15 protein-coding genes are annotated in these 10,955 nt (G+C 64.4%); 1 reads left to right on the plus strand and 14 read right to left on the minus strand.

Annotated elements, in window-relative coordinates; all coding sequences use genetic code 11:
* Positions 1-18 precede the first annotated feature (18 nt).
* A complete protein-coding gene (locus tag IPP90_22600) occupies positions 19-675 on the plus strand; it encodes a DUF1080 domain-containing protein (GenBank protein MBL0173426.1) in 657 nt (218 codons plus the stop codon).
* On the opposite strand, the gene IPP90_22605 is transcribed toward IPP90_22600, so the two are convergent.
* The 14 genes from IPP90_22605 to IPP90_22670 all read right to left on the minus strand — a co-directional run bounded on the left by IPP90_22605 (position 672) and on the right by IPP90_22670 (position 10,912).
* Positions 672-1,166: a hypothetical protein gene (locus IPP90_22605; protein MBL0173427.1), complete on the minus strand. Its 495-nt coding sequence runs from the start codon at positions 1,164-1,166 to the stop codon at positions 672-674. The genes IPP90_22600 and IPP90_22605 overlap by 4 nt on opposite strands.
* Before the next feature lie 22 nt (positions 1,167-1,188).
* The gene (locus IPP90_22610; protein MBL0173428.1) at positions 1,189-2,163 is read right to left on the minus strand and encodes a prohibitin family protein; all 975 of its coding nucleotides are present in this window, start codon (positions 2,161-2,163) and stop codon (positions 1,189-1,191) included.
* Complete coding sequence (locus IPP90_22615) at positions 2,147-2,407, minus strand: hypothetical protein (protein MBL0173429.1); 261 nt, start codon at positions 2,405-2,407, stop codon at positions 2,147-2,149. Before IPP90_22615 ends, IPP90_22610 begins: the two co-directional genes overlap by 17 nt.
* A gap of 123 nt (positions 2,408-2,530) precedes the next feature.
* Entirely contained in the window at positions 2,531-3,919 is a 1,389-nt protein-coding gene (locus IPP90_22620) for a TIGR01777 family protein (GenBank protein MBL0173430.1), read from the minus strand.
* A gap of 4 nt (positions 3,920-3,923) precedes the next feature.
* On the minus strand, positions 3,924-4,502 hold the full coding sequence (locus IPP90_22625) for a DNA-3-methyladenine glycosylase 2 family protein (protein MBL0173431.1): 579 nt from the start codon (positions 4,500-4,502) through the stop codon (positions 3,924-3,926).
* A gap of 99 nt (positions 4,503-4,601) precedes the next feature.
* Complete coding sequence (locus tag IPP90_22630; protein ID MBL0173432.1) at positions 4,602-5,183, minus strand: hypothetical protein; 582 nt, start codon at positions 5,181-5,183, stop codon at positions 4,602-4,604.
* A gap of 96 nt (positions 5,184-5,279) precedes the next feature.
* On the minus strand, positions 5,280-6,071 hold the full coding sequence (locus IPP90_22635) for a protein-glutamate O-methyltransferase (GenBank protein ID MBL0173433.1): 792 nt from the start codon (positions 6,069-6,071) through the stop codon (positions 5,280-5,282).
* A gap of 29 nt (positions 6,072-6,100) precedes the next feature.
* A complete protein-coding gene (locus tag IPP90_22640) occupies positions 6,101-6,394 on the minus strand; it encodes a hypothetical protein (protein ID MBL0173434.1) in 294 nt (97 codons plus the stop codon).
* A gap of 17 nt (positions 6,395-6,411) precedes the next feature.
* On the minus strand, positions 6,412-6,720 hold the full coding sequence (locus IPP90_22645) for a flagellar biosynthesis anti-sigma factor FlgM (GenBank protein MBL0173435.1): 309 nt from the start codon (positions 6,718-6,720) through the stop codon (positions 6,412-6,414).
* Positions 6,721-6,796: 76 nt separating this feature from the next.
* A complete protein-coding gene (locus IPP90_22650; GenBank protein ID MBL0173436.1) occupies positions 6,797-7,048 on the minus strand; it encodes a hypothetical protein in 252 nt (83 codons plus the stop codon).
* A complete protein-coding gene (locus IPP90_22655) occupies positions 7,045-7,518 on the minus strand; it encodes a hypothetical protein (GenBank protein MBL0173437.1) in 474 nt (157 codons plus the stop codon). Before IPP90_22655 ends, IPP90_22650 begins: the two co-directional genes overlap by 4 nt.
* A gap of 17 nt (positions 7,519-7,535) precedes the next feature.
* Positions 7,536-7,931, minus strand: a complete 396-nt coding sequence (gene fliS / locus IPP90_22660; GenBank protein ID MBL0173438.1) for a flagellar export chaperone FliS — start codon at positions 7,929-7,931, stop codon at positions 7,536-7,538.
* Between the two features lie 58 nt (positions 7,932-7,989).
* Positions 7,990-10,056 (minus strand): flagellar filament capping protein FliD, encoded by a 2,067-nt coding sequence (gene fliD, locus IPP90_22665; GenBank protein MBL0173439.1) that lies wholly within the window; start codon positions 10,054-10,056, stop codon positions 7,990-7,992.
* Positions 10,057-10,144: 88 nt separating this feature from the next.
* On the minus strand, positions 10,145-10,912 hold the full coding sequence (locus tag IPP90_22670; GenBank protein MBL0173440.1) for a flagellin: 768 nt from the start codon (positions 10,910-10,912) through the stop codon (positions 10,145-10,147).
* Between the last annotated feature and the right edge of the window lie 43 nt (positions 10,913-10,955).

Below are 10,955 nucleotides of genomic sequence, written 5' to 3' on the forward strand. Positions count from 1 at the left end.
TCGACCGTCCTGCTCACGATGGGACGCGCGTCGCACGGCGCGGTCGTGCCCCACGCACTGTTCAACGGCCGCACTCTCGCGGGCTGGCACGTCGACGTGCCGGCCTTGGACTCGGCCGTCGGCGCGCGGAATCCGTTCATCGTGCGCAACGGACGATTGGTGAGTCTCGGGCTGCCCAATGGACACCTGATTTCCGACTCAGTGTTCCGCGACTACCGACTGGAGGTGCAGTATCGGTTCACGGGCAAGCCGGGAAATGCCGGTGTGCTCGTGCATGCGTCCACGCCGCGCGCACTCTACGGGATGTTCCCCAAGTCCATCGAAGTGCAGATGGAACACCGGAACGCTGGAGATTTCTGGTGCATTGTGGAGGACATCACCGTGCCCGACATGGAGAAACGGCGCGGTCCCCGGGCCACGTGGGGCGTAACAGAAGGCAAGGCGCGTCGTATTGTCAATCTGACCGACGGCTCGGAGCGGCCGGTTGGACAGTGGAACCGCATGGTGATTGAAGCCGTTGGCCGGTCCATCAAAGTCTGGGTGAATGGCACGTTGGTGAACCACGGCACCAACGCCACCGCCGACCACGGCCAGATCGCCATTCAGTCGGAAAGCTCCGAAGTGGAGTTTCGTTCAATTACCATTGCGCCCGCGGGAGCACGAGGCGGGCCCTAGCTCCGAAGCAGCCGCGCATGCCATGACGTGGCGGCTGGGCGTTCAAAGTGTTCGCGCCACGCTCCCGCCGTATCAATCAGGGTATCGAACACGCGCGTCTCGTCATGCACCAACCCGTCGCGTGCCGCCGTTCTGAAATCACTTCGGGTTGCGCCGGTCACGCACCCATCAGGACGACGCCAGAATACCGTGCCGCCATCCACCATCGACGTGCCCAACTGGCGCTCCAGGTCCTTCAGCACGCGAAACAGTCCGTCAATCGAACACCCGGACGCGCCGGTCGCCGCCTCATCCACCGCGATCGCCAGGAACTGATCGTCGCGCCACTCGCGGGCGCACACCAATGGCGCGCCATGGGCCGCCCACTGCGCCAGATGCGCATCAACCGCGGTCAGCAGCGCCTCAGCGGCGGCACCCGTAACAGGCGCCGCCGCTCCGAACACCCACACGCGCGCCGAGTCCGGCATCGCGTCAAAGTCAATCTGCGGCATGGATCGTCCGTCAGGAAAGTCGTTACTCTGGCTTGACCGTGCCCGGCAACTGCAGCATCGGCATCGCCCCGCCGGTCACCTGCGGCATCTGACCGTTCCAGCGCTTCGCCATTTCGTACTGCACCAGCGTGGGCGTGATACTGCGCGACAGCAAGTCGTTCGCCTTGGCCTGGGCTTCGGCCTCAGCCAGAATCGCCTTCGCGCGCCCCATTGCCTTGATACTGTCACCTTGCGCCTGGAATGTGTTCTTTTGCAGTTCGTTCTGGGCCGTGAGCGACTGCTGCTGCATCACGTTCTTCAGTGATATCGCATCCATCACCGCCTTGGGCGCGCGGAATTCGTTCAACGTGAATTGCCGGACCACGATCCCATAGGCATCAAGCTTTTTCTGCAACAGCGTCTGCGTGCGTGTCACCACTTCAGCCTTCTTGGGGCCAAGAATGGCGGCGATCTCCTCATTGCCGACCACTTCCTGCAGCGACTGACGAATGGCCTGCTTGATGAAACCATGCGAGATCGTCTGCACGTCGGTGCGAAACGTCGAGTACAACGCGGGGACTCGGGTGCCATCGAGTTCGAAAGACATCGATACGTCCAACGACAACGGCTGCCCCTCGATCGAGTTCACATTGATCTCGTCGTTATTGGGCGAGCCCTCCGTCGCGTCACGGGTCAGCACCAGCGTCTGCATGAACGTTGGATACTCCTGAATGGCCGTCATGGCCGGATTGCGCATGTGGAAGCCAGGACCCAACGGCTGCGGGTCGACACCGCCACCGCCGCGATGAATCACGATGCCCACATGGCCGGGTTCGATGTAGGCTACCATCGGCTTGACCACAAACAGCCCCACCAGCAGCACGGCCGCCGCCACCAACAGACGCCGAATGCCGCCACCGCCGCCGCCCGTCAGACCGCCGCCGCCGGAACCGCCGGTCATGGAATTGCGCATGGAGCTTCGCAGCCCTTCAAGTGTCGAGTCAATCGATGTAGCCATGGACGGCCTCCTTGTAGCAGTGGGGACATAACGGTTCACCCGTGGGCAGGCGCACGAGATCGGTCTCGCGCTGCAGCCCGTGGATGGGACAGGTGAGATCCGCTTCGCGATCGATGCGTTTGCGATTGGCGGATTGCTTGATACGCTTGCCGAACGGCGTCCAGCCGAGGGCGGAAACGAGCAGAGCGCCGACCACCGCCAGTAAGGCGATGAAGAAGGCGCTCTCGAGAAATGCGGGGTTCATATGTCCTGAATATTACGGGAAGTGTGGTCGGTTGGTGTCAGGGAGGTAGCGCGTGGTGCGCCGAGGTGGATACATGCATACGACGTGCCCGCTGCACTCGAACAGGTCGTATCCCCATGACCATCAACCAGATACGACCCCAAGCTCAAACCGCAGCATCGATTCCACCGTTGGCAGCCGAAACGCGAAGCCGGCGTCCAGCAACCGCATCGGCGCCACGCGCTGACTGGCCAGCACGGTGAGATTGGCCATCTCCTCACCCAGCACCAGTCGCAACGCAAACGCCGGTACGCGCGCCAGCGACGGCCGATGCATCACAGTGGCCAACACGTGTGTGTAATCGGCGTTCGTCAGCGCGGCTGGCGCCACCAGATTCACGGCGCCGCTCACGTCGTCACGCATCACGCAGAAGTGCAGCGCGCCAATCACGTCATCCAGCCCGATTGGACTCAGCCATTGCGTGCCGTGGCCAAGCACGCCGCCAACACCAAGACGAAACAACGGCGCCTGCTTGGCCAGCGCCCCACCGGCCGCACCCTGCACGATGCCCGTTCGCGCATGCACAACCCGAATACCCGCGCGCGCTGCCGGTTCGGTCGCGGACTCCCACGCCAGCGCGGTGTCGGCGAGATAGTCGCGTCCGGCCGCACTCGACTCGTCCAACAGCTCTGCGCCACGACTGCCGTAGATGCCGATGGCCGATCCGCTCACCAGGACGCGGGGCCGACGGTCCAACTGCGCCAGCGTGTGCGCCAACAACGAAGTGCCTTCCACACGACTGGTGCGAATCGCCGCACGACGCGCGGCGGTCCATCGTTCGGCAATCGGCGCACCGGCCAGATGCACGACCGCATCGACCCCTTCAAGCGATCGCGCATCAAGCTGCCCGCGTTCGGGACTCCAGGAAATATCGGTCACACCGGGCACCACCGGCCCGCGTCCGATACGCACGACCTCGTGTCCGCCGGTCGACAGGAACGCCGCCAGCTGCGTGCCGATGAATCCGGATGCCCCCGTAATCGCCACACGCATGCGCGGCCGGGCGGTGTATTCGGCGTGACGGGCCAGATCGGCCAGCATCAGCTCATGACGATAGGCAAACACGCGCGCCAATGTTGACTGGGCGAAGCCGCCGGCAACGGCCTCGCCAAGCACTCCCATCGGCAGGGCATAGGCAATGTGGTCTTCCAGCACACTGGCGTTCGGACCATCTGCCGAGAAGCGGTGCGTGTGCACCCAGTGCGCGAATGGCCCTTCGCGCATCACATCCACGAACTGCTGATTGGCCACATAGTCGCGATGCTCGATGCGCCACGTGGTGGGGATTGGCCCGGCATGCACCGGCAGCGTCACGCGCGCACCGTCACGAATACCGCCGGTGTGCTCCAGCACCCTCGGTGCGTCCCATGGCGGTGCGAGTCTGGCAAACGCGCCCGGCCGCTCGTGCCACGCGAACAGCGCCTCAACAGGCACCGGTACGCGCACCGAACGTTGGAATGTGCGCATTGTCATCGGCCTACCAGCCGCCCGCGTTCTCCACGTCGAGAATGCGCCAGCAGTACCAACTGGCAATGCTCGCCCACGGCCGCCATGTGCGCGCCACCTTTTCCAGACGTTCGGCCTCGGGCAACGCGCGCATGTTGTAGATGCGCTGCGCGCCCTTGCGCACGCCCAGATCGAGCACCGGCAACACGTCGGGTCGCCACAACCGGAACATCAGGAACATTTGTGCCGTCCACCGTCCCACTCCGCGCACCGGGATAAGCGACTCGATAATCGCTTCGTCGTCCATCGTTTCGATGGTGTCGAGTGGTAAACGCCCATCGACCACATGTCGTGCCAGGTCCCGGATAGCCGCGGTTTTGGCACCGGAAAGACCGCACCCACGCATGGTGGCTTCGTCATGGTTCAGAATGGCCTGCGGAGACGGCGGTTCGCCGCCTCCGCACTGCACCGTGAAGCGCCCATAGATGGTGGCAGCGGCCGACCCGGAGAGCTGCTGGTAGACAATGGCCCGCGCCAGATGATCGAAATGCGTCCCCTCAGTCCGAGGGCGCAACGTGCACGGTCCAACCACCGCGATAGCCCGCGCCATCTTGGGATCCGCCGCGCACAGCGCGTCCACCGCCTTGCCGATCGATCGTGTCGTCAGCGCACGCGGCACGCCGGATCCCTTCGCAGGCAATGCCACCTGCTACATGCTCGTCGAGAACATGATATGAGCCTTGGGGGTGCCCGGCAGCATCAGCCACGGGGTCTTGTCCGACGGCTTGGTGGACAGCCCGGTGCTCTTTTCCGTAGCGAAGGGGATATAGACCACGAACAGTGTCCGACCTTTCGACACGGTGCCGGTGCCCGCATCGTAGGCCTCGCCGAAAATCTGATACAGCGATGCCGGCGCGGTCGGCATCTTGATCTTCCCCGACTTCACCTCGGCGAAGCGCACCGTATCCACCTGCGTGCCTTTCACGCCCTCGGCACGCAACGACCGGCCACGCGCCATGAAGGGATCCATCGAGTCGTGATAACACGACACGTGGAATTTCTCCTCCGCCGGATCGTCGGCCAGACACAGCATGCCGTTCTTGGACGGCCGCAGGAGTTCGAGCTTGTTCGGCGTCTTGTACCCCATCACACCCGCCTCAGCGCGCATGGCTTCGGGCAGTGCGAGGACGGCCGCCGCAATTTGCTGGGCAGCCGGCGGCGGCGTCTGGGCGCGCGCGACCGGCACGGCCGTCAGGGTCAACAACACGGCACTCAACACATGGCGATGCATGGAATCCTCGGGAAAGGCTGCACGGTCGATGACGATGCGGGTCGTCAGTGGCGGGACACCAAACGATAGCACCCGTGTGTCCGCCGTGCGACCTCTCTACTTGAGATACACCGCCGGCTGCACGTACCCGAACCGGTGCGTCAGCCCCGTCAGACTCTCACTATGCCCGACAAAGAGGAACCCGCCCGGCTTCAGAAGGGCGTGAAACCGCTCCACCAGGCGCTGTTGGGTACCCTTGTCGAAGTAGATCATCACATTCCGACAAAAGATCGCATCGAAGGGGCCGTGCATCGGCCACCGCTCCATCAGATTCAGCGGCGCGAAGTGGACCAGTTGACGGAGGGCGCGTCCCGCGACGAACTCATCGCTCTTGTCATTCGGCTGGCACGTCCAGTACCGCGACAGCCATTCCGTCGGTACGTCGGCCATGGCCTCCGCCGGATAGATCCCGGCTGCCGCCGTCGACAGTACGCGGCGACTGATGTCCGTGGCCAGGACGCGAATGTCCGGCGCGGTGTGCATCGCAAACGACTCGAGCGCCAGCATGGCCAGGGTGTAGGCTTCCTCGCCGCTGGCGCATCCTGCGCTCCACAGGCGGATGGGTTCCGAGAGCGAGGGGAATACGTCGGTGCGCAGGAAATCGAAGTGCGCGCGTTCCCGCAGGAAGCTCGTCTTGTTCGTCGTCAGCGCATCGATCATCTCTGCGAATTCGCGGCGATCCGGGTCGGACTCGACACGCGCGAGATACGTCGAGAAATCCGTCAGGCCCAGCTGGCGGAGACGTTTGGAGAGCCGGGCGCGCACGAGGCCTTCCTTCCCCTCGCGCAGGCGAATGCCGCTATGCTCGTGCAGCCACCCGGTGATGCGCGCAAACTGCGCCGGAGTCAGTTCCGACTCGGCGACACCCACCAGAGGAATCAGGCCGCCGGATCGAGCAGCGTGGCCACTTCGGCGAGCTGCCCTTCGATGTCCCCGAGAAACGCCGACGACACTCCGCCGGTCGCCGAGCGTTTCTCCCGCACCTGCGCGAGCACACGCAGGATCTGCTCGTTGGCCCGCTCCAGCAGCTGCGGCAATTCATTGAGACTCATGTCCGAAAAGCGCTGACTCGATGGCGTCGCACCACGCAATTCGTGGATCTCCTGATCCACGAGGCGCAGTGCGGCCTCGGACTCGTAGAACGCTTCCTGCGCCCGGCTGTTGCTGTTCATCGGTCTCGCCTGCTTCGTCAGAGATCGCCGCGGGTCAGAATGCGACGCGCCACCTGATCCACCACGTCGAGGGTGTTGTAGGCACCCGTCAGGACCTTGGTCCGCAGCTCCGCTACCCGTTCGGGGTCGAAGTCCACCTGCTGGTCCTTGGCCACCCGTCCAGCCAGCGAGCGCCCGGCGTCCGAGATCTGCACGGAATCCGATTTGCCCGCACCTGGCACAGGTGACGCTTCGCTTTGACCCGTCGGGCGTGAGCCAGACGGATCGACGTTGGATCCCGCCCGGTCGGGGCGTAGTGGATCGAAAATACTGCCGTTGATACGCATAGGGTTTCCTCCTCCTCAGAAAGACTATCGGCACGCCGGCGCCGCAACTTGAGCGTCGGCCCTCCAATCGAACGGTTCAGCGCAGGATGTTCAGGTGCCGTTGTCTCGGTTCCTCCGGCGGGGGGGCCGGCGGGACGATGTACGCCTGATGCCCGTTCCGGGGCATCGGGCCGAGGTGCTCCGCCAGCACAGCCTGTCGTGTATCAAGCCGCAACCGCTCCACCGGGTCATCATCGACGACCACCGCGTGGGGCGTTTCATCGGCGTCCAGCTCCGCGAGCTTCTCGCGCAGCAGCGCCCCGAACGGCTCGAGCACCAGTTCGCTCATCGACGGCTGTCCACGACGGTTGGCGACGCCTGCGAGGCATACCCGATGCCCGCACTGCCGGCGCGCTGTACCGCATCCAGTTCGGCGCGAATCTCGGCGGCCCGATGCGCCACACGCGCCGCCAGCTCCATCGTCACGCGTTGCGAACACGACAGCGCAGCACACACGTCGGCGATCAGCGCGTCGGCCTCATCGACCGCACGCTCGGTGGCCGCGAAGAGCGGGCTGTCGGCGGTCGGACGTTCCAGACGCAAGACCACGAGGTGTTCGGCCAGGTCGCGCAGCATCTCATCTCGCTGCTCGAGCAGACTGAACAGCCGATCGTCGTCGACGCCCACGATGCCTTTGGCTTCCTGGGCCGCCGCGTCGGCGCTCGCACAGATGGCCAGCGCTTGGCGCGCGGCTTCCTCGCGAGCAGGCGAGGACCGGCGCGAGAAGCGAGGCATGCGGAATCCGGTAAGATCGTTCATGGCGTGGCCAGTACCGATCAGGCGGACTTTTTGAGTTCGACCACTTGCGTGGCCGCCGCGGAGAATCCGTCGCGCAGGTTGGTGGCGATGTTCACCAGCTTCTTGAGAGTCACGACGTCCCCGCGCTGACCGATATCCACCAGCTCGTACATCATGTACTGGTACAAATCGGCGAGTTGGGTGGCAATGCGCCCCCCTTTCTCGAAATCGAGTGTCGCCATCAATTCGCCGACCAGACCGCGCGCGCGACGCAGCGAGGCCACGCGCAGCTCAAGGTCGTTGCGCTCCATGGCAATGCGCGCGCGCTCGAGATTGATGACGAGCTGTTCGAAGACGAAGACGACAAGTCGCTCAGGCGACGCGGAGCGAAGCTCCATTTCGCGGTAACTCGAGGACTGGCTGGCGTAGGACATCGCGATCGGGGCTGAAGTCAGTGGCAGAATTGCGGTGCGCTGCTCTTCAGTATCGGCATCAGTTGTTCGAACCCGTAAGGGCATTTATCGAACTCGTGAGTGATGCCTTCTGCGCGTTGAGGCGACTGATGGCCACTTCCATCTGTGTGAACTGCGCGACCAATTGTTCGCGACGATAGTCAAGTCGCTTCTGGGCGTCGGCTTCACGCGTTTTGAGCCGGATGGCCGTCTGATCGAGATTCTTGAGCTGGGCGCTGATGGTGCCGATGCCGTATTGCGTGGCCTTGTCGGCCGCCGCCACGAACGCGGCGCCGACGCCGGAAAAGCCGAACAGGGCTTCAATCTCGAGCGGCTTGTCGGCCATCGCGGTCTTCAGCTTGTCCGTATCGATTTTCAGGACACCAAACCGATCGAGCGCCACCCCGGCAATCGCCAGCTTGTTGTAGGTGGTGTTGGCCGTCACGTCGGTGCGAAGCGCATCGGTGAAGCTGTTCACCACGCCGCGCAACAGCGTGTCCGCATACAACGGCGCGTCCACCTTGCGTTGCTCGTCGAGAAAGGCGTGAATGGCGTTGTACGAATCCACGAGCTTCTGCACCGACGCGAGTCCACCGTTCACATCGCGGTCGATCGACACGTCGATGCTGGTTCCGGGTTCAGCCGTCTGCAGATTGAGCGTGGTGCCCACGATCGCGTCCGTGATGGTGTTGGACGAGCGCGTGAGGTCGCGCCCGTCCACCCGCAGAATGGCATCCCGACCCTGCTGCAGTTCCCGACTGCGACCGGTCACGGCCACCGTGGCAGCGCCCAGCGAACCCGCCGACCCGTTGCTGTGCGTCACACCCAGCGTCAGTGACAGGCGCGAGGCCCCGCCCTGACTGTCCGCGAGACGAATGCGTCCGTCGGCGCCCAGCGAGGCCACCGCCGTGCGCGCGCCGGATCCGAATCCGGTGGTCGCATCATTGATCTTGTCGAGCAGCGTTTGCATGGTGTCACCCGCACCCACCACCAGGCCGATGGTGACGGCCGTGCCGTCGCCGCGCATGCCGCGAATGTTGATGGCGTCGCCAACCGCCAGGCCGGTGGCGCTCCCGTCCACCTTGAGCCCGGCCAGCAGCGTCGACGCGGTGGCCACCGCGTCGGCCGCATCGGTGTACACGCCGGTCTGCACCGACTGGCTCACCGCGCCGGTCGTGCCGGCAATCAGGCCCAGTGCATCAATCACGTCCTGGCTGCCGGCATCCCCCACGACAGCGCTGACGTTGCCGTCGGCGACGAGTCGATAGCGCGTCTCGCTGCCATACTGCTCCGATTCCACCGATGCCGAACCGCCGGCCGCATTGATCTTGGCGGCAATCGACGCAATCGACTCGGTCGCCAGGTCAACCGTGATCACAGTGTTCCCCACGCGAATCGTCGCCGGGGGCGGTGTGACCGCGAGGCCCAGTGCGGTGGCCGCTGCCACCACGGCGGAGGACACCGGCTTGGAGCGCGAATCGATGAATCCCAGCTCACGCGCCATGCCGCCGGTGCCGTCGGTCAACGTGATGCCCGCCGCGCCACTCGTGTCGCGCGTCAGCACGAGCCGCCCGGCGGTCGTGCCCTCCTTGACGATGGTCGCGGTCACACCGGTTGGCGTGGCGCCGCTGTTGGCCGTGTTGATCTTGTCGCGAATCGCGTCCAGGGAATCCGTGGCGCTGATCGCGACCGACGTCCCGTTGATCGCGAAATCGCCAGTGAGGTTCAGGGCGGCGCTGGTGTCGGCCACCGAGCCGCCGGCGATCTTTGCCGTGTCGGCCAGCTGCAGCACTTCCACCCGATAGCGTCCCGGAACGGCATTGAGCGACGGCGACGCCGTGAGCAACGTGCGCGACGTGGTCGGGCTGGGCGGGACGGTGGCGGTGAACCCGCCGAAACCGGTGCGCCGCACCAACCGGGCGTTCTCGTTGAGCGTCTCGACCAGGGAGTTGAGCTTGGTCCACGCATCTTTCTGGGCCGCCCGCTTCGCGATTTCGGCCGTGATAGGCGTGAGATTCCGCGCCTTCTCGGCGTCGATCGTCGCGTCGACGATGTCGCCCCACTGAATGCTGCTGCTCAGCCCACTGAAGTTGATCGTACTCGGCATCGTAAGCTCCGTCGCTTATGCTATGGCCATACCCCGGAGCCGGCCAAGGCCGACTCCGGGGTCATTCACCTGCGAGAAGTGCTGCGAATTAGCGCAGGAGCTGCAGAATGCTCTGGCTGCCCTGGTTCGCCTGCCCAAGCATCGCCTGAGCCGCTTCCTTCAGGATGTTGTTCTTCGTGAAGTTGGCCATTTCCTCTGCCATGTCGACGTCGCGGATCGTGGACTCGGCCGCGCGGACGTTCACGACCGCCGACTTCAAGTTCTGCACCGTGTAGTCGAGCACGTTCTGACCGGCGCCGATGGTGGCGAGCGTCGCGTTCACGGCATCAAGCGCCGTATCCGCATTGGCCAGCGTGGACGAACCGCTGAGCGAGGTCAGCGTCAGCGAAGCCGCCACCGTGACCGTACCGTTGGTGGTCGAATCGGAGACCTGGAAGGTCAACGAGGCAAACACCGACGCCCCTTGGAAGTCCGCGTCGGCGAGAATACGCGCCGCTTCGGTCTGAAGCGTGGCGATTTCCGTGCCCAACGTGGCCGACACCGTGCTGTTGTTACCCGTCGAATCCTTCTGCGTGATCAGTTCCTTCTGACGCTCGATGATGCGCTGGATCGTCGAGGCCGCACCTTCCGCGATCTGCAGCATCGCGTTGCCCTGCTCGGCGTTGGACGCCGCCTGCGACAGCGAACGGCTCTGCGTGCGAAGCTTGTTGGCGATCGAGAGACCAGCCGCATCATCAGCCGCGCGGCTGATCTTGAGGCCGGAGCTCAGCTTCCGCATGCTGTTCTCCACCGCCATGTTGTTGATGAAGATGTTCTTCGAGGCGGTCAGAGCGCCGACGTTCGTGTTGATACGCATGGACTGCTATCCTCCGTGATGTTTTTTTGAGGCATCCGTGCCT

This window comes from Gemmatimonadaceae bacterium, from assembly GCA_016720905.1.
GTDB lineage: Bacteria > Gemmatimonadota > Gemmatimonadetes > Gemmatimonadales > Gemmatimonadaceae > Gemmatimonas.

Bases quoted from the DNA above. Each gene is read 5' to 3' on its own strand.
- fliD (MBL0173439.1), bottom strand. From the start codon at position 10,056: ATGCCGAGTACGATCAACTTCAGTGGGCTGAGCAGCAGCATTCAGTGG.
- IPP90_22655 (MBL0173437.1), bottom strand. From the start codon at position 7,518: ATGAACGATCTTACCGGATTCCGCATGCCTCGCTTCTCGCGCCGGTCC.
- IPP90_22620 (MBL0173430.1), bottom strand. From the start codon at position 3,919: ATGACAATGCGCACATTCCAACGTTCGGTGCGCGTACCGGTGCCTGTT.
- IPP90_22645 (MBL0173435.1), bottom strand. From the start codon at position 6,720: ATGCGTATCAACGGCAGTATTTTCGATCCACTACGCCCCGACCGGGCG.
- IPP90_22615 (MBL0173429.1), bottom strand. From the start codon at position 2,407: ATGAACCCCGCATTTCTCGAGAGCGCCTTCTTCATCGCCTTACTGGCG.
- IPP90_22650 (MBL0173436.1), bottom strand. From the start codon at position 7,048: ATGAGCGAACTGGTGCTCGAGCCGTTCGGGGCGCTGCTGCGCGAGAAG.
- IPP90_22630 (MBL0173432.1), bottom strand. From the start codon at position 5,183: ATGCATCGCCATGTGTTGAGTGCCGTGTTGTTGACCCTGACGGCCGTG.
- IPP90_22640 (MBL0173434.1), bottom strand. From the start codon at position 6,394: ATGAACAGCAACAGCCGGGCGCAGGAAGCGTTCTACGAGTCCGAGGCC.
- fliS (MBL0173438.1), bottom strand. From the start codon at position 7,931: ATGTCCTACGCCAGCCAGTCCTCGAGTTACCGCGAAATGGAGCTTCGC.
- IPP90_22670 (MBL0173440.1), bottom strand. From the start codon at position 10,912: ATGCGTATCAACACGAACGTCGGCGCTCTGACCGCCTCGAAGAACATC.
- IPP90_22625 (MBL0173431.1), bottom strand. From the start codon at position 4,502: ATGGCGCGGGCTATCGCGGTGGTTGGACCGTGCACGTTGCGCCCTCGG.
- IPP90_22605 (MBL0173427.1), bottom strand. From the start codon at position 1,166: ATGCCGCAGATTGACTTTGACGCGATGCCGGACTCGGCGCGCGTGTGG.
- IPP90_22600 (MBL0173426.1), top strand. From the start codon at position 19: ATGGGACGCGCGTCGCACGGCGCGGTCGTGCCCCACGCACTGTTCAAC.
- IPP90_22610 (MBL0173428.1), bottom strand. From the start codon at position 2,163: ATGGCTACATCGATTGACTCGACACTTGAAGGGCTGCGAAGCTCCATG.